Source organism: Acidaminococcus fermentans (genome assembly GCF_009696675.1).
GTDB lineage: Bacteria > Bacillota > Negativicutes > Acidaminococcales > Acidaminococcaceae > Acidaminococcus.
The window spans coordinates 17407-37102 of record NZ_VULN01000008.1 but is presented as its reverse complement, the minus strand read 5'-3'; the positions used below and the strand labels follow the sequence as shown (position 1 = coordinate 37102).

Annotated in this window: 24 protein-coding genes; 22 read left to right on the top strand and 2 right to left on the bottom strand. The window is 53.2% G+C overall.

Annotated features, from left to right (window positions below; translation table 11 throughout):
• The first annotated feature begins 69 nt into the window (after positions 1-69).
• Positions 70-429: an HNH endonuclease gene (locus FX155_RS06545; RefSeq protein WP_154488149.1), complete on the top strand. Its 360-nt coding sequence runs from the start codon at positions 70-72 to the stop codon at positions 427-429.
• On the opposite strand, the gene FX155_RS06540 is transcribed toward FX155_RS06545, so the two are convergent.
• Positions 426-824, bottom strand: a complete 399-nt coding sequence (locus FX155_RS06540) for a hypothetical protein (protein ID WP_154488148.1) — start codon at positions 822-824, stop codon at positions 426-428. The two genes, FX155_RS06545 and FX155_RS06540, sit on opposite strands and share 4 nt — an antisense overlap.
• A 443-nt stretch (positions 825-1267) precedes the next feature.
• On the opposite strand from FX155_RS06540, the gene FX155_RS06535 reads away from it, so the two are divergent.
• From FX155_RS06535 to FX155_RS06450, 18 genes are all read left to right on the top strand, one after another.
• Positions 1268-2503 (top strand): site-specific DNA-methyltransferase, encoded by a 1236-nt coding sequence (locus FX155_RS06535; protein ID WP_154488183.1) that lies wholly within the window; start codon positions 1268-1270, stop codon positions 2501-2503.
• A gap of 85 nt (positions 2504-2588) precedes the next feature.
• Positions 2589-3362, top strand: coding sequence for a hypothetical protein (locus FX155_RS06530; RefSeq protein WP_154488147.1), 774 nt, complete (start codon positions 2589-2591; stop codon positions 3360-3362).
• Positions 3363-3468: 106 nt separating this feature from the next.
• On the top strand, positions 3469-4368 hold the full coding sequence (locus FX155_RS06525; RefSeq protein ID WP_154488146.1) for an amidoligase family protein: 900 nt from the start codon (positions 3469-3471) through the stop codon (positions 4366-4368).
• A gap of 82 nt (positions 4369-4450) precedes the next feature.
• A complete protein-coding gene (locus FX155_RS06520; protein WP_154488145.1) occupies positions 4451-5059 on the top strand; it encodes a DUF4314 domain-containing protein in 609 nt (202 codons plus the stop codon).
• 99 nt (positions 5060-5158) lie between these two features.
• Entirely contained in the window at positions 5159-5338 is a 180-nt protein-coding gene (locus FX155_RS06515) for a hypothetical protein (protein WP_154488144.1), read from the top strand.
• 173 nt (positions 5339-5511) lie between these two features.
• Complete coding sequence (locus FX155_RS06510; protein WP_154488143.1) at positions 5512-5817, top strand: hypothetical protein; 306 nt, start codon at positions 5512-5514, stop codon at positions 5815-5817.
• A gap of 58 nt (positions 5818-5875) precedes the next feature.
• Positions 5876-6346, top strand: a complete 471-nt coding sequence (locus FX155_RS06505) for a phage terminase small subunit P27 family (protein ID WP_154488142.1) — start codon at positions 5876-5878, stop codon at positions 6344-6346.
• Positions 6347-6381: 35 nt separating this feature from the next.
• The gene (locus tag FX155_RS06500; protein ID WP_154488182.1) at positions 6382-7944 is read left to right on the top strand and encodes a terminase large subunit; all 1563 of its coding nucleotides are present in this window, start codon (positions 6382-6384) and stop codon (positions 7942-7944) included.
• A 15-nt stretch (positions 7945-7959) separates the two neighbouring features.
• Positions 7960-9216 carry a phage portal protein gene (locus FX155_RS06495; protein ID WP_154488141.1) on the top strand — a complete coding sequence of 419 codons (1257 nt, stop codon included), beginning with the start codon at positions 7960-7962 and terminating at the stop codon, positions 9214-9216.
• Positions 9206-9913 carry a head maturation protease, ClpP-related gene (locus tag FX155_RS06490; protein ID WP_154488140.1) on the top strand — a complete coding sequence of 236 codons (708 nt, stop codon included), beginning with the start codon at positions 9206-9208 and terminating at the stop codon, positions 9911-9913. Before FX155_RS06495 ends, FX155_RS06490 begins: the two co-directional genes overlap by 11 nt.
• An 11-nt stretch (positions 9914-9924) precedes the next feature.
• Positions 9925-11115, top strand: coding sequence for a phage major capsid protein (locus FX155_RS06485; RefSeq protein WP_154488139.1), 1191 nt, complete (start codon positions 9925-9927; stop codon positions 11113-11115).
• A gap of 3 nt (positions 11116-11118) precedes the next feature.
• Positions 11119-11400 (top strand): head-tail connector protein, encoded by a 282-nt coding sequence (locus FX155_RS06480; RefSeq protein WP_154488138.1) that lies wholly within the window; start codon positions 11119-11121, stop codon positions 11398-11400.
• Between the two features lie 11 nt (positions 11401-11411).
• Positions 11412-11744 (top strand): phage head closure protein, encoded by a 333-nt coding sequence (locus FX155_RS06475; protein ID WP_154488137.1) that lies wholly within the window; start codon positions 11412-11414, stop codon positions 11742-11744.
• Positions 11741-12160, top strand: coding sequence for an HK97 gp10 family phage protein (locus FX155_RS06470; RefSeq protein ID WP_154488136.1), 420 nt, complete (start codon positions 11741-11743; stop codon positions 12158-12160). Before FX155_RS06475 ends, FX155_RS06470 begins: the two co-directional genes overlap by 4 nt.
• Positions 12157-12597 carry a phage tail terminator family protein gene (locus tag FX155_RS06465; RefSeq protein ID WP_229778469.1) on the top strand — a complete coding sequence of 147 codons (441 nt, stop codon included), beginning with the start codon at positions 12157-12159 and terminating at the stop codon, positions 12595-12597. The genes FX155_RS06470 and FX155_RS06465 overlap by 4 nt, the downstream gene beginning before the upstream one ends.
• 3 nt (positions 12598-12600) lie before the next feature.
• Positions 12601-13683, top strand: coding sequence for a phage tail sheath subtilisin-like domain-containing protein (locus tag FX155_RS06460; protein WP_154488135.1), 1083 nt, complete (start codon positions 12601-12603; stop codon positions 13681-13683).
• Between the two features lie 23 nt (positions 13684-13706).
• The gene (locus FX155_RS06455) at positions 13707-14126 is read left to right on the top strand and encodes a phage tail tube protein (RefSeq protein WP_014128573.1); all 420 of its coding nucleotides are present in this window, start codon (positions 13707-13709) and stop codon (positions 14124-14126) included.
• Between the two features lie 13 nt (positions 14127-14139).
• Positions 14140-14556, top strand: coding sequence for a phage tail assembly chaperone (locus FX155_RS06450; RefSeq protein WP_154488134.1), 417 nt, complete (start codon positions 14140-14142; stop codon positions 14554-14556).
• A 210-nt stretch (positions 14557-14766) separates the two neighbouring features.
• Here FX155_RS06450 and FX155_RS06445 read toward each other — a convergent pair whose 3' ends face one another.
• Positions 14767-15171 carry a hypothetical protein gene (locus FX155_RS06445; RefSeq protein WP_154488133.1) on the bottom strand — a complete coding sequence of 135 codons (405 nt, stop codon included), beginning with the start codon at positions 15169-15171 and terminating at the stop codon, positions 14767-14769.
• Positions 15172-15339: 168 nt separating this feature from the next.
• On the opposite strand from FX155_RS06445, the gene FX155_RS06440 reads away from it, so the two are divergent.
• The 3 genes from FX155_RS06440 to FX155_RS06430 are packed head-to-tail and all read left to right on the top strand — an operon-like array spanning position 15340 to position 19692.
• Positions 15340-17460, top strand: coding sequence for a phage tail tape measure protein (locus tag FX155_RS06440; RefSeq protein ID WP_154488132.1), 2121 nt, complete (start codon positions 15340-15342; stop codon positions 17458-17460).
• Positions 17460-18194, top strand: a complete 735-nt coding sequence (locus FX155_RS06435) for a hypothetical protein (protein ID WP_154488131.1) — start codon at positions 17460-17462, stop codon at positions 18192-18194. The genes FX155_RS06440 and FX155_RS06435 overlap by 1 nt, the downstream gene beginning before the upstream one ends.
• Positions 18169-19692 carry an XkdQ/YqbQ family protein gene (locus tag FX155_RS06430; protein WP_229778468.1) on the top strand — a complete coding sequence of 508 codons (1524 nt, stop codon included), beginning with the start codon at positions 18169-18171 and terminating at the stop codon, positions 19690-19692. Before FX155_RS06435 ends, FX155_RS06430 begins: the two co-directional genes overlap by 26 nt.
• Positions 19693-19696: the final 4 nt, after the last annotated feature.

Below are 19696 nucleotides of genomic sequence, written 5' to 3'. Positions count from 1 at the left end.
CACCAAGAAAAGGATAAAGGACCGTGGCGAAATGCCATCGGTCCTTTTTTGATGCCGGAGATGATGAAGATGCCAAGAAGACCGAAGACGCCCTGTAAGTATCCGGGCTGCCCCAGGCTGGTACCCTATGGAAGAAAATATTGTGACGAACACGAACGGCAGTGCCAGGGCGACCGGGCCAGTGCAGAGACGCGCGGTTACGGACGGGAATGGCAGAAAGCCAGGAAGTTCTATCTGAAACGTCATCCTTGGTGCGTCCGCTGCAAGGCAAAGGGACGCCTCGTCCCTGCGACGGTTGTGGACCACATCAAACCGCATCGCGGCGATGCCAAGCTGTTCTGGGATGAAAAGAACTGGCAGCCCCTTTGCAAGAGCTGCCATGACCATAAGACGATGACGGAAGACCGGAACGTCGAATATAAATATTAGCTTTCTTTTTTGGGCGCTGAGCTTTTGTAGAGTTGCTCCAGCATGAGAATGAACCATGGAAGGTATTCTGGCATGACCTTTTCCAAGGGCCCCATTTCCCAATGTGTTAGATAACGCCATTGGGAGATCAAGCCAGACCCCAGGGTTTCCCAATTGTATATATTAGGAATGAGATTTAAGTCAGTGGCATTGTTATCAGACTTCAGGCGTTCTTCCGTTATCCTCTGTTCGTACCTTTTGCTGCAATCCATTTCAAATCCAAGTAAACGGCATTCCTCACCAAACCAATGTTCAAAATCATTGAGAAAGAAATTACTCGGTTGGCAGGAATGTCTTTTGAAACGACTCAGCCATACAGCGGCGAACAGGTGAATCCTTTTCCGGTTTGCCAGCATAGTACCAACTCCTTATCATCATTTACTTATAGTTTATCATTGAGCAACTGACGGAAACAAGCATCAGCGTCTCAAAAAGACCAATGGGGCTGGGGGGATGCAAATCTCTGTGACCCTTCTGCCCATGACCGCCGCCCCCTCAAACGTGAAAAAACGCGAAATTCATAAGGGGGGATACCCGGCATCTAAAATTGAATTCTTTGCTCTAGGCCGATTGGCCCGGGGCTTTTTTGTTGTGTGAAAGGAGCCGCGTATGAATGACTGCCAACGGCGGCAGATTGAAAGCCTGCGAAAACAGGGAATGGGCTATAAGGCCATCGCCAGGAAGACCAAGCTGTCACGGGACAGCGTACGGAATTATTGCAGGTGGCACCACCTCGCCGGTTACGGCCGGGCGGTAGCAGCTGCCTTCAGAGAGGAGCAAGCGTGTGAAGACATCGGATATGGAATGGAAGATGCTGCCCATCGGTTCACTGAAGCCGGCAGCCTATAACCCCAGGAAACAGCTGAAGCCCGGCGACAAGGAATACGAGAAAATCAAGAAGTCCATCGAGGAGTTCGGCTATGTGGAACCCATCATCGTCAACTACGACATGACGGTCATCGGCGGACATCAGCGACTGACGGTGCTGAAGAACCTGGGCTACGAAGAAGTCCAGTGTGTCGTCGTTCATATCGAGGATGAACACAAGGTCAAGGCACTCAACATCGCGCTCAATAAAATCACGGGTGCCTGGAACGAACAGCTCCTGGCCGACCTTATCGTCGATTTGCAGAGCGTCGACTTCAACGTCGACCTGACAGGCTTTGAAGCACCGGAAGTCGAGCAGCTCTTCTCGAAAGTGTACAACAAGAAAATCAAGGAAGATGACTTCGACGTCGACGGAGAACTGGAAAAGCCGACTGTTGCCAGGGAAGGAGATATCTGGCTCCTGGGTGACCACCGCGTCATCTGCGGCGATGCCACACTGCCGGAGACTTATGAACGGCTGATGGCCGGGAAGAAAGCCAACATGGTGCTGACGGACCCGCCCTATAACGTCGATGTGGAAGAAACAGCCGGCAAGATCAAGAACGACAATATGCCGGACGATAAGTTCTACCAGTTCCTCTTTGCGGCTTTTGTCAATATGGAACAGAACATGGAGCAGGATGCTTCCATCTATGTGTTCCACGCCGATACCCAGGGATTGAACTTCCGCAAGGCATTCAAGGACGCAGGCTTTTACCTGTCCGGCTGCTGCATCTGGAAGAAGAACGCCCTGGTGCTGGGGCGCAGCCCGTACCAATGGCAGCATGAGCCGTGTCTTTTTGGCTGGAAGCTGAACGGCAGGCATCAATGGTATTCCGACCGCAAGCAGACGACCATCTGGGAATACGACAGGCCGAAAGCCAGCAAAGAGCATCCGACCATGAAGCCCATCGCCTTGATGGCGTACCCCATACAGAATTCGTCCATGAGCCACTGCATCATCCTGGACCCGTTCCTCGGCTCCGGTTCGACGCTCATGGCCTGCCAGCAGACGAATCGCATCTGTTACGGTATCGAGCTTGATGAGAAGTTCGTCGATGTCATTGTAAAGCGATACATCAGCGAATGCGGGGACGCAGGTGTGTTTGTACTGCGCGGGGATGAGAAAATTCCCTACGGCGATATTGTGCCGGAAGCAGATGATTAATTTCTCAAAAAGATGCAGAAATAACTTGCTATTATCGGCGTTCAGAGTGATATATGTACTAACAAAAAAAAGGAGGTACATACCTATGACCATCAAAACCAATCTGGACGACCGCAAGGAACTGGCGAAACGCCTGATTCCCTTCAACCATAACGAAAAGCTGCATTACGCAGGGACCCCGACCTTCGCCTTTGAAGGCCGCGGCTTCCGCATCCTCCGAAGCGGAGAAATCGAATGCGACAACGAAAAGACGCAGCAGGCCCTGCGCCGCTTCCTCGAAGAGGAAGGGCTGGTGGAACCGGAAGCAGACACCGAAACGGAAACCATCGAAGTCAGTGTGCCCATTGACGGGATGGATGGCATCCACCTCCGCAGCCTGATCTTCACCCTAAGCGCCCAGCAGTACCTGCTGAACCGCGCTGCAGGCTCTGAGAACTTCCAGATTACCGAAGACTGCGTAACGGCCCTGAAAGAAGCTACACTGACCGACGCCGCTTCCTTCTTCAAGGTGTACGGTGCCTGCCAGAATGGCAATAAGGGCATCCGTCTGAATGAAGAATCGGTGACCTTCTGCTTTGCCGACACGGGGAACACCGTAAAGAACCGGGCCATGGTGGAACTCTTCGCCTTCCTGATCAGCGCGGCCCGCAAGGCAAAGCGGGTACAGCCTGCGGTGAAGAAACCGGAAAATGAAAAGTACTACTTCAGGAGCTGGCTCCTGCGCATCGGCATGGGGACCAAAGCCAGCCATGAATCCCGCATGGCCCTGATGAAGGCACTCAACGGCTGGAGTGCTTTCCGCACGGAAGAAGCAGCAAAGCGTCATGCAGAGCGGGTGAAAGCACACCGGAATCGGTAAAATTAATCCATAATTATTCTCAAAATGACTTGCTATTGTGTGCCTTTAGAGTGATATATAGTGTACCGAAAGGACACACGCACACATAGAAAGGACAGAGATAATTATGAAAACACAACACTTTGGCATCGAAATCGAAATGACAGGAATCACCCGCAGCAAGGCGGCCAGCCTGATGGCCACCTTCTTCGGGACGGAACGCAAATACCACGAAGGCGGCGCCTACGATACCTACATCGCAGAAGACGGACAGGGACGGAAATGGAAAGCCATGAACGACTCCAGCCTGTATCCCGAAAAGAAGGTCGGCGGACGCACCGTTGAAGCAACGACGAACTACCGCACCGAAGTGGTCAGCCCCATCCTTTCCTACGACGACATCCCGAGCCTGCAGGAACTCATCCGCACCCTGCGCAGAGCCGGCGCCTTCGCCAACAGCTCTTGCGGCATCCACATCCATGTGGGAGCGGAACGGTTCACGCCGAAGACCCTGCGGAATCTGGTGAACGTCTTTTACAGCAAGGAAGACCTGATTTACCGCGCACTGAGCATCGACCCGGGCAGGGAACACCGCTACTGCCGCAAGACCAACGAACGGTTCCTCAAGGAACTCAACAAGAAACGGCCGGCGACGATGGCGAAATTCGCAGACCTCTGGTACATGGAAGCCCCCTGCGGACGGAACATGCATTACAACAGCAGCCGCTACCACGGCCTGAACCTCCACGCCACCTTCACCAAGGGGACCGTCGAGTTCCGCCTTTTCAACGGCACCCTCCACGCCGGCGAAATCAAAGCCTACATCCAGTTCTGCCTTGCCATGACCCATCAGGCGCTGACCCAGAAGAAAGCCTCGGCACGGAAAACGGAAACAGACAATGAAAAATACGCCTTCCGCTGCTGGATGCTCCGCCTTGGCCTGATCGGTGACGAGTTCAAGACCTGCCGCCACCACCTTTTGAAGAATCTGACGGGCAACGCCGCATGGAGACACGCAGCCGCCTGAAGGGAACGATAACTGCATACAGGGCAGCCTTGGCTGCCCTTAAGGGGGTAGAAGGACATTCCCTTCAGAAAGGATGAGCAACATGAAGAAATACTATATCGCTTACGGAAGCAATATGGACGAGCGGCAGATGGCCGTACGGTGCCGCGATGCAGTCCTTACGGGGACAGGATTCATTCAAGGCTACGAGCTGCTTTTCAAAGGCTCGCTGACAGGCTGCTACGCCACCATCGAGTCCAAGGAACAAAGCAGAGTCCCTGTCACCGTCTGGACGATTTCCAAAGCCGACGAGAAGCGGCTGGACCGTTACGAAGGTTTCCCGACGTTCTACTACAAGAAGGACATCGAAGTGCAGATGAAAGATGGGACGATTACAGGGCTGGTCTACATCATGCATGAAGACCGCCACTGTGGTATGCCATTCCCTTGGTATTATGAGCAGATGGACCGGGACTACCAGAAGTTCGGCTTTGACCGCACCATTCTGAAAAACGCCCTGGCCATCAGTAAAGAACGTATGGCGGGGATGCGGGTGAAGTTGATCTACATGGAAGACCCGCAAGCGCCGGCCCCAGGGACGGAAGGGACGGTACAGTACATCGACGACCTGGGGACCATCCATGTGGCCTGGGATACAGGCTGCAGTCTCGGTCTGGTGCCGGGTGTTGATGAATGGAAAATCCTCAAATAATCCATCAGAAATAACTTGCTATATTATGCATTTAGAGTGATATATATATACATACCGAAAGGGAAAACACGCAAAGCATAAGAAAGCGGGGAAACAACGATGAGAACAATCATTACCTTGGATGGAAAGAAAATCAGCAAGAAAGCCGCCTGCGAACAGTTCGGCAAAGAAGAAATGGAAAGAAAAATTAAAGAAGCAAAGCAGATTTTTAGAGAAGATCCATGGGTCGAAAACAGCTGGTGGATGGGAACAGGGATGCTGAACATCAGCTTCCGCTAAGAAGCAGGTACCGAAAGAGGGCTGGGAATCAGCCCTCTTTTCTCATCCAGATTCCTAATAAAATGCATAAATCCTCAATATAAAGCTTGCTATTATGTGCCTTTAGAGTGATATATATACATGCCAAAGGGGAACACCCCCAAAGGAAAAGCACATGAAAGCGAGGAAAGAACATGAAAAACTTGAACGCAATCGACAAACAGAACCTGGACGGAGTATACGGAGCCACCGCAGTAGCGATGGATTGGCCGGAAGACCTTTCCGAAAAGGCGAAAGAAGCTCTGGAGTACCTGGATGACACTGCTTACCTTTTCCATTACCTTGGGAAGTACATCATTACCGACGAAAGCCTCTGGCTTACAGCATTTGGGGATGGCACCATGGACAGCCCTTACGGTTTTCCCAGAGCCGAATTTAGCAGTCTCGAAGAAGTCGGCCCCTGGCTGGAAAGCGTAGCGGATGAACTGGAAGATTTCTAACTTAACACACAGACAGCCCTGCGGGGCTGTTTTTTATTACAGAAAGGAGGTGTATGGCTTGGCAGTACGAGGAAGGAAGCCGAAGCCGACAGCCCTCAAAGTGCTGGAGGGCAATCCCGGCCATCGGCCGCTCAATAAGAAAGAACCCATGCCCAAGGGCAAACTGCCGCGCTGCCCGGAGTGGCTGGAAGACGACGCCAAGAAAGAATGGAAGCGGCTGGGAAAAGTTCTCGCCGAGATGGGGATGCTGACCGAAATCGACCGTGCGGCCTTTGCAGGCTACTGTCAGGCCTACGCCCGCTGGAAAGGCGCTGAAGAATTCATTACCCAGCACGGCGACATGGTGCGGACACCGAACGGCTACCTGCAGCAGGTGCCGCAGGTGTCCATCGCCCAGACGAACCTCAAGATCATGCTGAAGTTCTGCGAGCAGTTCGGCCTGACGCCGTCTGCCCGGAGCCGCATGATTGGAGAAGACACGGGCAGTGAACGGGGAGTGGATGAAATGGAATTGATTTTAAGGGGGTGAGTGGTTTGGCGTTTGTATATAGGCCGTCAGCGTTCATGCTGCCGGATTCCCATTACGACAAGGACAAGGCCGACAGGGCGGTTGCTTTCATCGAGAATCTCTGTCATACAAAAGGCAAATGGGCCGGACAACCGTTCCTGCTCCTGCCGTGGCAGGAACAGATTGTGCGTGATCTCTTCGGCATCGTCAAGGAAAACGGGAAGCGGCAGTTCCTGACGGCTTATATAGAGATTCCAAAGAAGAACGGGAAGTCAGAGCTGGCAGCAGCCATCGCTCTTTACCTGCTGTATGCCGATAACGAACCGAGCGCCGAAGTGTATGGTGCCGCCTGCGACCGGAACCAGGCGTCCATTGTCTTTGATGTGGCCCGTCAGATGGTTGAAATGAGTCCCGCCCTGATGCGCCGCTCTAAGATCCGGACGGCAGGGAAGCGCATCATCAACTACCGCAATGCCGGCTTTTACCAGGTGCTGTCTGCGGAAACGGGGACCAAGCACGGCCTGAATGTGTCGGGGCTGGTCTTCGACGAAATCCATGCGCAGCCAAACCGAAAGCTCTACGATGTCCTGACGAAAGGGTCCGGCGATGCCCGGGAACAGCCGCTCTTCTTCATCATCACGACGGCGGGCAACGATAAGAACAGCATCTGCTATGAACTGCACACGAAAGCCCTTGACCTGATGGCAGGACGGAAGAAAGACTACACCTTTTACCCTGTTGTCTATGGTCTGGAAGGGGAAGCGGACTGGACGGATGAAGCCAACTGGTACAAAGCGAATCCTTCCCTTGGCCACACCATCCAGATCGACCGTGTCCGGGAAGCGTATCAGAACGCTGTCGAGAATCCTGCCGAAGAAAATGTGTTCAAGCAGCTGCGGCTCAACATCTGGACCAGTGCCAGCATCCGCTGGATTCCGGAGCAGGTCTACGACAAGGGCAATCTCCCTATCGACCGCGATGCCCTTCGGGGGAGGATGTGTTATGCCGGCCTGGACTTATCCAGCACTTCGGATATCACGGCCCTGGTCCTGGCCTTCCCGCCACGGACGGAGGATGAGAAATATGTCCTGCTGCCGTTTTTCTGGCTACCGGAAGACACCCTGGAACTGCGCTGCCGGCGCGACCATGTGCTTTATGACGTCTGGCAGAAACAGGGCTTCATCCAGGCCACCGAAGGGAACGTCATCCACTACGGATTCATCGAGAAATTCATCGAACAGCTGGGGGAAACCTACAATATCCGGGAAATCGCCTATGACCGCTGGAACGCCACCCAGATGGTGCAGAATCTGGAAGACATGGGCTTCACCATGGTGCCCTTTGGCCAGGGCTTCAAGGATATGTCGCCTCCTTCAAAGGAACTGTTCAAGCTTCTGATGGAAGGGAACATCATCCATGGCGGCAATCCTGTCCTCAAGTGGATGGCCGGGAACGTGGTCATGCGCCAGGACCCGGCGGGGAACATCAAGCCGGACAAAGAAAAATCCGTCGAAAAGATCGACGGCATCGTAGCCTGCATCATGGCCCTCGACCGCTGCATCCGTAACGGGACAGGCAGCGGCAGCGTCTATGACGAACGGGGCGTCATTTCGTTTTAACGGAAGGAGACTTCTATGCACATCCCATTCTTTTCGAAACTGTTCCGGACAAGGGACAAACCGCGGGATTATTACATCGGCACGGATTTCCGCTATCTCTTCGGGCCGTCCACCAGCGGCAAGAACGTCAATGAGTTCACGGCCATGCAGACGACGGCGGTCTACGCCTGTGTCCGCATCCTGTCGGAAACGCTGGCGGCACTGCCGCTGCAGCTCTACCGCTACACAGCGGGCGGCAAAGAAAGGGTCTATGACCATCCGCTTTACCATATCCTGCATGATGAGCCGAATCCGGAGATGACATCATTTATCTTCCGGGAAACCCTGATGAGTCATCTGCTGATTTGGGGTAATGCCTATGCCCAGATTATCCGAGACAGGTTAGGAAGGGTACAGGGCTTATATCCGCTCAGGCCGGATAAGATGACAGTCTGCCGTGATGAAAGCGGCCAGATTTATTACATCTACACCAAGACCACCGACGAGAATCCGGCCATCAAACCCTATGGCCAGGTGCCGCTTCGGAAAGACGAAGTGCTGCACATCCCAGGCCTTGGCTTTGACGGCCTGGTCGGTTATTCGCCCATTGCCATGGCACGGAATGCCGTAGGCATGACTATGGCCTGTGAAGAATATGGCGCCTCCTTCTTTGCCAACGGTGCCAGCCCAAGCGGTGTGTTAGAGCATCCGGGCGTCCTCAAGGACCCGGCGAAAGTCCGGGATTCCTGGAACGCTGTCTATCAAGGGAGTGCCAATGCCCATAAGGTAGCTGTGCTGGAAGAAGGGATGAAGTACCAGCAGATCGGTATCCCGCCGGAAGAAGCACAGTTTTTGGAAACGCGGAAGTTCCAGCTCAATGAAATCGCAAGGCTCTACCGCATCCCGCCGCACATGATAGGGGACCTGGAGAAAAGTTCTTTCAATAATATAGAGCAGCAGTCCATGGAATTTGTGAAATATACCCTGGACCCCTGGGTCATCCGCTGGGAACAGGCCATGCAGAAAGCCCTGTTCCTGCCAGAAGAGAAGAAGCAGTATTTCCTCAAGTTCAATGTCAACGGCCTGATGCGCGGCGATTATGAGAGCCGCATGACCGGCTACAGCATCGGCCGGCAGAATGGCTGGCTGTCTGCCAACGATATCCGGGAAATGGAAGACATGAACCCGGTACCGGATGAAGAAGGTGGCAATCTGTATCTTGTGAACGGCAGCATGACGAAACTCAAGGATGCCGGGGCTTTTGCCCAGAAGGGAGACACGAATGAAACATAAATTTTGGAAGTGGGTGACGAACGAAGCGCCGGATGCCTTCGGCAGTGAGCGCACACTCTACCTGGACGGACAGATTTCTGACGAAACCTGGTGGGGCGATGAGGTGACGCCGAAGGCGTTCAAGGATGAACTGAACGCGGGAAGTGGTGACATCACGCTCTGGATTAACAGCCCGGGCGGGGATTGCTTCGCGGCTGCACAGATCTATAACCTGCTCATGGATTATCCGGGCAACGTCACCGTCAAAATCGACGGCCTGGCGGCATCGGCAGCTTCCGTCATCGCCATGGCCGGGACCAAGGTCTGTATGTCGCCGGTGGCCATGCTGATGATCCACAATCCGGCGACCCTGGCTTATGGCGACCAGGCAGAGATGGAAAAGACCATCGGCATGCTGAGCGAAGTCAAGGAAAGCATCATCAATGCTTACGAAATCAAGAGCGGCCTGGCCCGTACGAAGATTTCTCACATGATGGATGACGAGACCTGGCTCAATGCGAAAAAGGCGGTAGAACTTGGCTTTGCGGATGAAATCCTGTTCGACCAGAAGAAGGACGATGGAAAGCAGCCGGAAGCCATGATTTATACGCCGGTCACTGTTACCAATTCGTTGGTACAAAAACTGAAACCCCATGAACCGATTCATAAAGTGCCAGCCGCTTCCTTAGAAAAACGGCTGGCATTGCTCATTCATTAAGGAGGACAACAATGGATACGATTTTAGCACTGCGTGAAAAACGTAAGAATTTGTGGGATGCAGCCAAGGCCTTTCTGGACACGGTCCGTGATGAAAACGGCATGGTGTCTGCGGAAGATGCAGCCCGCTACGACAAGATGGAAGAGGATGTGGTGAACCTCGGCAAAGAGATCGACCGCATGGAACGCCAGCAGCAGCTCGATGCCCAGCTTGCCCAGCCAACTACGACACCGATTACCGAATTCCCTGGTGCAGGCCAGGGCGGAGCGGAAAAGAAGGGCCGGGCGTCCGATACCTACCGTAAGGCCTTCTGGGACAGCATCCGCCATAAGAACTTCATCGATGTACAGAACGCCCTGAGCGTAGGGACCGATGCCGATGGCGGCTATCTGGTGCCGGACGAATTTGAACATCAGCTCATCGACAAGCTGCAGGAAGAAAACTTCTTCCGCAGTCTGGCGACGGTCATCCACACCAGCGGCGACCGCAAGATTCCCGTCGTGACGGGCCATGGGGAAGCGGCCTGGATGGAAGAGAACGGACTCTACCCGGACAGCCAGGATACCTTCGGCCAGCAGTCCATCGGTGCCTACAAGCTGGGTACGGCCATTCGTGTCTCCGAAGAACTGCTGAACGACAGCGTTTTCGACTTGGAAAGCTACATTGCTGGCGAATTCGCCCGCCGCATCGGTACGAAGGAAGAAGAAGCCTTCCTGACTGGCGATGGCAAGAATAAGCCGACCGGCGTCTTCCCGTCTGCCGAAGTGGGGGTTACGGTCACGACCGCTTCCATCACCTTTGACGACGTCATCGACCTCTATCATTCCCTGCGCATCCCGTATCGCCGCAAGGCTGTCTGGCTCCTGAACGATGCAACCATCAAGGCCCTGCGCAAAGTGAAAGATAACAACGGCAACTACATCTGGCAGCCGTCTGTCACGGCAGGTACGCCGGACACCATCCTGAACCGTCCCTGCTACTGCACTTCCTTTGCACCGGAACTGGTGGCGGGCAACCGGCCCATACTCTTCGGGGACTTCAGTTATTACTGGATTGCGGACCGTGAATACCGCTCCTTTAAGCGTCTCAATGAACTGTATGCTGCGAACGGCCAGATTGGCTTCCTCGCCAGCCAGCGCGTGGACGGTATGCTGATGCTCAAGGAAGCGGTCAAGGCCTTGGAGATGAAAGCGAAGGGATAAGCCATGATTGTGACGCTGGAAGAAGCCAGGGAATACCTGCGGATTGACGAGGGTGACACCTCGAACGACGAGGTCATCCAGTCTTCCCTGGAAACAGCCCAGGCGCTCTGCCTGGATATATCCCGCTGCGAGGAAGCCGATGCCGAAGAGAATCCCGTGGTTTTCCACGAAGCGATTCTCTACGCCGCGGCTTTTTTGTATGAACACCGGGAGGAAGCGGACTACGCAGGCCTTTTGAAGTGCCTGCGCTGGCTTCTTTTCGGGGTACGCCGCAGCGCATTTTAAGGAGGTGTGCCATGAAGACGGGACTCTTGAATAAGCGCATCGAAATCTTGGGCAAAAAGGCCATGACCGATGAATACGGCTTCGATACCCAGGTCGATGCAGTCATCTGCCGCTGCTGGGCGTCCATCAAGCCGGCCCGGGGCAAAGTGTTCTATGAACTGGAACGTAAGGCGGATACCGAGTACACCCTGATCACCATCCGCTGGCGTCCGCATATTACGCACGACATGAAAGTGAAGTACCAGGACCACCTCTACGACATCGACACCATCGTAGACCCATACATGCGCCATGAAGCACTGGAGCTGTACTGTACGGAAGAAATAAGGGGGACGGATACATGAGTAAAGGCGACTTTGACATGACTGGCCTGGAGGAGCTGTCTTCCAAACTGCTGGTTGCCGTCGATGATTTCCCGGGGACTGCCGAAAAGGGCCTGATTACCATCGGCAACAAGCTCAAGAAGGAGTGCGTGAAAAATACCCCCGAAGGCAGTACAGGAAAGCTGAAGAAAGGCTGGAAGCATAAAGTGGAAGGCTACAACGGTTCCGAACTGGTCTATGAGCTGCACAATACACATCCCGTCCATCACCTCTTGAACAACGGACATGTGAAGAAAACGCCTGGCGGCAGGACCGTGGGCTACTATGAAGGCCAGCACTATACGGAAAAATCGGTCAAGCAGTTCGAAGCCAGTGACCTGCATCCGGGACTGGAGAAACTCACGAAAAAGCTCCTTAAGAAAGCAGGCGGCACATGATCCATGACATCGATATCCTGCAGGCAGTGCAGCAGAAACTCAAAGAGCGGTTCCCGTATCCCGTCCATCTGCAGGAAGTCAAGGAAGGCTTTGCGCCGCCGGCTTTTTTCCTGAAAACGATGACGGTGGCGACGCCGCAGAAAGAAAACGAGGTCTACCGGGATACGGACCTCTACATTACCTATCTGCCGAAGAAGCAGGAAAAAAGCACGGCTATCTACGCCGTGCTTTTTGCTGCGGAAGATTTGTTCCGGGACGGGCTGAAAGTCAGTGACCGCTATCTTCCTGTCGTTTCTATGAGTGAGGAGCTGATGGGAACGGACAATGACGGCGGGCGCCTGACACTGACCTTCCAGTACTATGACGCCCAGGAAAAAGCAGAAACGGCAGAAATTATGAAGGTATTGCATCAGCGGTACCAGGGAAAGGAGACGTAACCCATGAAAATGCCATCCATCAATATCGCGTTCAAAGAAAAAGGCATCAGTGCCATCGAACGCAGTGAACGCGGTATTGTCCTTCTGATTCTGAAAGAAGAGACACTGCCGTCCCAGACGGAAGTGAACCTGTATACGGCGGATGACATCCCCAAAGAACTCTCGGACAGCAACCGTGAGCAGCTGGAGCTGACCCTCCGCGGCTATGTGAACAGCCCGAAGAAAGTCATCGCCGAAATCATCAGTAAGGACGCAGAAGATTATACCGATATCCTGAAGACCATCGAAAACAAGCGCTTCGATTATCTGGTCATCCCGGACATCGAAGAAAACCACATCGACACGATTGCGACCTGGATCAAGGGGATGCGGACAAATAAGAACAAGCGCATCAAGGCAGTCCTGCCGGACTGCACGGCGGATACGGAAGGCGTCATCAACTTCGTCAACAAGGTCATCCGCACGAAAGCGAAGACCTACACGACTGCCCAGTATTGCGGGCGCATCGCAGGCGTCATCGCGGGAACGCCCATGACCATTGCCTGCACCTACGCACCGCTGCCGGAAGTCATTGGCTGCGACGTATGGACGAAGGAAGAAATGGATACCATGACGGATGCCGGCAAACTGTTCTTCTTCTTTGACGGGGAAAAGGTCAAGCTGGGCCGCGGCATCAACTCTCTGGTCACGACCGTCCAGGGCAAAGGGGTATCATTCCAGAAAATCAAGCTTGTCGATTTGATGGATATGATGTACGACGATATCCGCACGACCGCCCAGGACCATTACCTTGGCAAGTATTCGAACAGCTATGCCAATCGCTGTTTGTTGGTGACGGCGGTTCAGGGCTATCTGGACCAGCTGGCCCAGGAGGGCTTGTTAGAACAGGGTCAGAACACCGCTTATATCGATGTAGAATCTACGAAAATCTGGCTGGAATCCAATGGCAAGTATACGAAAGAGGAACTGGCGGATATGTCGGAAATGGACATCAAACTGGCCAACATCGGCAGTAATGTCTTTATTTCTGTAGATGCTTCGCTCCTGGATGCCATGGAAGATGTCACGATTGCCGTCAATATCTGAGGAGGTGAAGTACAGTGAACAGCATGGAAGCCAAACGGGTAATGAACGGCAAGTATGCCGACCTCTATATCGACGGTGATCTGATGGCCGAAGCCACGGCTTTCAAGGCCGAAGTCACCTTGACCAAGGAAGAAGTGAAGATGCTTCGTCATGTGGGCAAGGGCTACAAGGTCACGGGCTACGACTGCAAAGGACAGCTGAAGCTCCATAAAGTCTCGAGCTACATGATCAAGAAGATGAACGATAACATCAAGGCGGGCAAACAGACCGTCGTGACCATTGTTTCCGTCCTTGACGATAAAGATGCCATCGGCAGCGAACGCATCGTCATTAAGGACGCCACCTTCGACAGCCTCATTCTGGCCGACTGGGAAGTCGATAAGATGGGCGAAGAAAGCTACAGCTTTACTTTCTCTGACTGGGACCTGTTGGATTTAGCATAAGGAGGACATGCACATGAATATGGTAGACAAACTGCTGAAAGCAGACATCGCCAATAAACTGGCGAATAAACCGACGAAAAAAGTAAAAATGGAACGATTGAGTAAGCTCCTGGGCTTTGATTTCATCGTGACACTGCAGGCCATTGACCCGGAACGCTACGCCGATATTCAGAAGATGGCCGTCGATTTCACAAACGGCAGTGCAGAAAACATCGACCTTTACAAGATGCAGACCCAGACGCTCCTGGCGGGTATCGCCGACCCGGACCTTAAGAACAAAGACCTCTTAGAAAAATTCGGTGCCGCTATTCCGGCAGACATTATTCGGAAACTCTTCCTGGCTGGCGAAATCGCAGATCTCACTGCACAGATTACCGAACTCAACGGTTATACCACACAGGACAAGGTGGATCAAGCCGTAAAAAACTGATCCGGACCGATGGCGAGGTGCAGGCGATGTATCTCTTATTCCGGGACCATCACCTGCTGCCGTCAGCGGTCCTGCAATGCGGCTATGGTGAACGGCAGATACTGTACGCTTTTGTCCGGTATGAGATGGAAGAACGCAATGAAAAAGGAACTCCACTGATGTGAAGTTCCTGCTTCATAGTTCTTACATTACGATTTCTTGTGAAAGCATTTACTCCGGCAGTACGTCTTCTGATTTCATTAACTTCTGGAATTCTTTAAAGTTCGGTGGGTAAGCATTGTCTCCGTAAATCTTCAGTGGCCGCTTCTTATCTGAAAACCGGATGGTCAGTTTCCATTGCTCTCCATCGAGGATACCCGAATTTACATATTCCCTATCCCAATCTTCAAGATGGAGCGACTGAAGCTTTGCAATAAATTCGCTTTTATCTAAATCAATCTCAGGAAAAGACGGAGCAGGTGAAAGTGAGTGCTTGACCTCATACACTACCTGGTCACCCTCAAATTGTACCGTTGTCGTTCTATACCCGTCAAAAAAGCCGCCATCTGTAAAAATCAGCTTTTCTATACAGGCAATATGATTAAGAAAAGCTTTCCCTACCTTTTTAGATTTCATGATGCCCGCCTCCATAATCATTTCTTCTATGGCGTATCAGCCTTTTCACTATTTATCTTCATTATAACAAAAAATTCTTTGAAACAGGTCGCTTGCAAGGCGACAGGAAAAACCATCGCTAGATGATCCTGGCATAGGCTGTCGGGATGGAAAGAGAGGTGAAACAGCATGGCCAATAACGTCATCGATGCCGCCATCCGATTGAGGGACTTGTTTACGCCGACTGTGAAGAGCGTCAATGCCAGCCTGGGTTCCATGAAAACCCAGATGGCAGCGGCGAGACAATCGGTCAGCGGCTTTTCGGATAAGCTGACGGAACATGAACGCATCCAGAAACGGACGGCCAAGAGCATCGAGCAGACGGGCAGCAAGATTTCCGGTCTGTCCGACAAGATGGCTCTGCTGTCGGCACCTATCCTGGCAGCAGCGACGGCGGGTTTCAAACTTCACAGCGATTTTGCCAACGGCATCGCCAAGATTTCGACCCTTGTCGATACGACAGTCGTTTCCATGCAGAAAATCAGCAACGAAATCCGTGCCGTCAGTGATGAGACGGGCGCAGGGGTAGCCGACCTTTCGGAATCCGTCTACCAGGCCATTTCGGCTGGTGTCGATGCGGCCCATGCGGTAAGTTTCGTTAAAGACATGACGATTGCCGCCAAGGCCGGCTTTACGGATACGACGACCGCCGTCAACGGGGTCACGACGGTCCTCAATGCCTATGGGAAATCAGCAGAAGAAGCGTCCGCCATCACGGACCAGATGCTCCTTGCCCAGAACTTCGGCAAGACTTCCTTTGGTGAAATGGCTGAAGCCATGGGCAACGTCATCCCCATTGCCGCACAGCTCAATGTCAGTACCCAGGAACTGTTTGGTTCCATCGCCGTCCTTACGAAGAATGGTATCCGTACCAGTGAAGCCGTTACTGGCCTGAAGGCGGCATACAGCAATATCCTGAAGCCTTCGTCCGAGGCAGCAAAACTGGCCCAGTCCCTGGGCGTCGAATTCAATGCCGCGCACCTCAAGAGTGTGGGCTGGGTGAAATTCCTTGATGAAGTAAAAAGGGCGACTGGCGGCGATGCCCAGCAGATGGCACAGCTCTTTGGTTCCGTGGAAGCCTTGAACAGCGTCCTGGTCCTGACAGGGAAAGGGACCGGGGACTTCGACAAGGTCATGGACCAGATGGCGAAATCTGCCGGCATGACCCGGGAAGCCTATGAAAAGATGCTGACGCCGTCCGAACAGATGCAGATTGCCATGAACCAGCTGAAGAATGCCGGCATGGATTTGGCGGTATCTTTTACGCCGTATTTCAAGGCCATGTCGATGCGCGTCAAGGAACTGGCTGCCTGGTTCCGGACACTGACACCGGAACAGAAAACGCTCATTGGCCAGGTGGCGTTTGGCATCGTGACCTTTCAGCTTTTCGGCTCGACCCTGGGCCGTATCCTGACGGTCGGCGGCAGGGCTTTTGGTACTTTCAACTCCATCGCTACTGGCATCAGTAAAGCCGGCAGTGTCTCGAAATACCTCTCGACGCAGTTCAAAGGACTCATTCCGGTCTGCCGGGGCATTGCCATTGTGGCCAAGGGTATGGGCAGCACTTTCCTTACCGCCGGCCGTATGATAATCACCATCATCCGTGCCGTAGGCGCTGCGGCCATGGCCAATCCTATCATTATCATCATTGCCGCGATTATTGCCGCCTTGTATCTCTTATGGAGTAACTGGGATACGGTGTCGCAGTACATCGAACAAGCTATCCAGGCTGTGTCGGAAGCCGTCGATGCCGGGATGAACTGGATCAGCTCGGCCTGGGACAGCGCTATGAATGCTATCAGCCAAACGGCCTCGAACATCTGGGAAGGCATCAAGGATACCTTCCGCAATGGTGTGAACTGGGTCATCGACCAGGTGAATGGCCTGATTTCCAGCATCAACGGTCTGTCCATCGATATCCCATCCCTGACTGGCGGCGCACCGACCCATGTGGGTTTTGATATCCCCAGCATCAGCCACTTCGAAAGCGGTGTCGAGAATTTCCGTGGCGGTTTTGCCGTCATCAACGAAGACCGGCGCGGAGAACTGGTCCATCTGCCCAATGGCAGCACGGTTGTACCCCATGATGAAAGTATCCGCCAGGCCATGAACGCCGGCAGCGGCGGTATTACGATCCGCATCGATACCATGAATGTTCGCAGCGAGCAGGATATCGATGCCGTCGCTGAAAAGCTCGTCGAAAAAATGAGACTGTACGGCATGAACCGCATGAAAGGAGCGACCCTCTGATGAGTTCATTTTTAGCATCTCTGTTGAACGCCATCGGCCTGGTAGCGTCTTCTATTACCATTTCCCTTTCCTCGGATACGGCAACCGTAGTCTTTCCCGTCCTGCCTTCGGAACTGATGGTTGCGGTCAATACGAATCACGGCACGGTGAACATTAACAACTTCGGCGATTATCTGATGAAAGGGAAGACGGGTCTCAAGACATTGACCCTCTCCGGCTTTTTCCCGGCCCAGGATTATCCCTTTGCCATGATGGGGCTGGCGCCTTATACGTACATTGCCCAACTGGAAACGATGCGTACCGGCGACAGCGTCTGTCAGCTGACGGTGTCGGATACGCCGCTTTCTATGCCCTGTCTGATTTCATCCTTCAAGTTTGGCGAAAAGGACGGAAGCGGCGATGTCTATTACGAGCTGGGCCTGACAGAGTACCGCTACGTCACAGCACCGGAGACAGGGAAGACCGATGCCACGACAGGACTGAAGAAGCGGCCGGAATCGTTCTGGTCGAAGATGAAGAAAAACATTACTTATTATCCCGGGGACAGCATTGGGAACGTCATCGGCCGGGCCGTGGGAAAATCGGTGACGCTCAATAATGAGCAGTTCTCGAAGTTCCAGATTTATCGCAGCATCGTCCGTAACGGCGGTCTGTCGACAGGGGATATCATCCGCCTGACAACGATGAACATCAAAAGGAATGATGAAAATGTTCCAGTTACAAAAAATCAATAAAAAAGAGAATACTGCGTCCACACAACCTGCGGAAAACAACCAGCCGGAGAATACAGATCTTACAGGTTGGTTGATTTCCGCAACCTGGTCCGGCGATGTCGAGCAGGCCGGCCGCAAGTTGGAATTCGACCTGGCCTATACGACGCGGGACAAAGCCTGGCAGAATCCGGAACTGGAGCTGGGAGATGAAGTACTGCTGCAATGCATCGACGATACCTCGCAGCAAACCTTCCATCTCTTCCAGGGACGCATTTTTGGCCGCAGCCGGGAAAGCGGCTCTTCCGTGATGCATTTTACAGCCTTCGACAATATCGTCTATCTGGCCAAATCCCGCATTACCAAGAAGTATACGAACGTTACAGTGGCCGATGCCATCCGTCAGACCATCAATGATTTCTCCATTCCTGCCGGGACCATCCCGGATTTATCTGTCATCTGTAATTTCATTGCTGATGACATCTCGGCTACAGAAGCCATCAAGCAGGCATTATCCTATCAGTCTGCCCAAGACCAGAAGGGCTACCACATCTACATGACAGAGGGGAAGCTCAACGTGGTCTGTATGAACGACCAGGTAGTGGAAGATTTCCTGATTAGCGATGTGACGAATCTGACGGGCGCTTCTGTTTCTGAATCGGTCGAAGACATGGTTTCTAAAGTCATCGTTGTCGACAGTGCCGGGCAGACGAAAGGGGAGCTGCCCAATCAGACGGATATTGACCGCTTCGGTCTCATCCAGGCTATTTGCAAAGCGGACCCGAAGCAGGATGATGCCTCGCAGGCGCGGGCCATGCTAAAGACCGTCGCCCATGACATGTCCATCCGGGCCATCGGTCATATCCAGTGCATCGCCGGTTTTTCTGTCTCGGTCCAGGAAGAACAGCTTAAAGGCCAGTTCTTCATCAAGTCAGACAGCCATAAGATCGAAGGCAATAAACACCTGATGGAACTGCACTTGGTCTTCCATAAGCTGCTGGATGAGCAGAAAAAGGAACTGGACAGTGCTTCGTACAATGCCAATCCGGACTATGTACCGCCGGCAGAAACGAAGACGTCTGCCCAGGCGGCTTCGTTAGGAGGGAGTATTGCTGGCAGCAGTGTGGTCGATGGGTGTATGGCAAACTTCGACGGCACCGTGTCGCCCTATGGCTCGGAAGGCTGTGTAGACCGGGCGACCATTGCCGCGGCGGGCTATTCACCTTTTGCAGCGCAGGAATATAACAATGGCGTCAAAGGCTGCGATCAGCTGCGGGCCGATGCAGAAGCACAGGGTCTGGCCATTCCTTATGATCCATCACAGCTCGAAAAGGGCGACATCATCATGTACAACCGCTACAGTAAGCCGGACCCGAACTGGCATGTCGTGGTCTACGATGGCAGCGGTGGCTGCTGGGGCAACAGCTCCAATGTCTATGGCTGCTTCCATCATTATGAAGGCAGTATCGACATGGGCGGCGATTATTATCCGGCAACGATTATCAAGACCTCAAGGGGGTGAGCGT

Bases quoted from the DNA above. Each gene is read 5' to 3' on its own strand.
- FX155_RS06540 (WP_154488148.1), bottom strand. From the start codon at position 824: ATGCTGGCAAACCGGAAAAGGATTCACCTGTTCGCCGCTGTATGGCTG.
- FX155_RS06450 (WP_154488134.1), top strand. From the start codon at position 14,140: ATGAATATGGTAGACAAACTGCTGAAAGCAGACATCGCCAATAAACTG.
- FX155_RS06455 (WP_014128573.1), top strand. From the start codon at position 13,707: ATGGAAGCCAAACGGGTAATGAACGGCAAGTATGCCGACCTCTATATC.
- FX155_RS06515 (WP_154488144.1), top strand. From the start codon at position 5,159: ATGAGAACAATCATTACCTTGGATGGAAAGAAAATCAGCAAGAAAGCC.
- FX155_RS06475 (WP_154488137.1), top strand. From the start codon at position 11,412: ATGAAGACGGGACTCTTGAATAAGCGCATCGAAATCTTGGGCAAAAAG.
- FX155_RS06440 (WP_154488132.1), top strand. From the start codon at position 15,340: ATGGCCAATAACGTCATCGATGCCGCCATCCGATTGAGGGACTTGTTT.
- FX155_RS06490 (WP_154488140.1), top strand. From the start codon at position 9,206: ATGAAACATAAATTTTGGAAGTGGGTGACGAACGAAGCGCCGGATGCC.
- FX155_RS06445 (WP_154488133.1), bottom strand. From the start codon at position 15,171: ATGAAATCTAAAAAGGTAGGGAAAGCTTTTCTTAATCATATTGCCTGT.
- FX155_RS06495 (WP_154488141.1), top strand. From the start codon at position 7,960: ATGCACATCCCATTCTTTTCGAAACTGTTCCGGACAAGGGACAAACCG.
- FX155_RS06500 (WP_154488182.1), top strand. From the start codon at position 6,382: ATGCTGCCGGATTCCCATTACGACAAGGACAAGGCCGACAGGGCGGTT.
- FX155_RS06435 (WP_154488131.1), top strand. From the start codon at position 17,460: ATGAGTTCATTTTTAGCATCTCTGTTGAACGCCATCGGCCTGGTAGCG.
- FX155_RS06510 (WP_154488143.1), top strand. From the start codon at position 5,512: ATGAAAAACTTGAACGCAATCGACAAACAGAACCTGGACGGAGTATAC.
- FX155_RS06530 (WP_154488147.1), top strand. From the start codon at position 2,589: ATGACCATCAAAACCAATCTGGACGACCGCAAGGAACTGGCGAAACGC.
- FX155_RS06545 (WP_154488149.1), top strand. From the start codon at position 70: ATGCCAAGAAGACCGAAGACGCCCTGTAAGTATCCGGGCTGCCCCAGG.
- FX155_RS06480 (WP_154488138.1), top strand. From the start codon at position 11,119: ATGATTGTGACGCTGGAAGAAGCCAGGGAATACCTGCGGATTGACGAG.
- FX155_RS06430 (WP_229778468.1), top strand. From the start codon at position 18,169: ATGTTCCAGTTACAAAAAATCAATAAAAAAGAGAATACTGCGTCCACA.
- FX155_RS06470 (WP_154488136.1), top strand. From the start codon at position 11,741: ATGAGTAAAGGCGACTTTGACATGACTGGCCTGGAGGAGCTGTCTTCC.
- FX155_RS06465 (WP_229778469.1), top strand. From the start codon at position 12,157: ATGATCCATGACATCGATATCCTGCAGGCAGTGCAGCAGAAACTCAAA.
- FX155_RS06535 (WP_154488183.1), top strand. From the start codon at position 1,268: ATGGAATGGAAGATGCTGCCCATCGGTTCACTGAAGCCGGCAGCCTAT.
- FX155_RS06525 (WP_154488146.1), top strand. From the start codon at position 3,469: ATGAAAACACAACACTTTGGCATCGAAATCGAAATGACAGGAATCACC.
- FX155_RS06485 (WP_154488139.1), top strand. From the start codon at position 9,925: ATGGATACGATTTTAGCACTGCGTGAAAAACGTAAGAATTTGTGGGAT.
- FX155_RS06520 (WP_154488145.1), top strand. From the start codon at position 4,451: ATGAAGAAATACTATATCGCTTACGGAAGCAATATGGACGAGCGGCAG.
- FX155_RS06460 (WP_154488135.1), top strand. From the start codon at position 12,601: ATGAAAATGCCATCCATCAATATCGCGTTCAAAGAAAAAGGCATCAGT.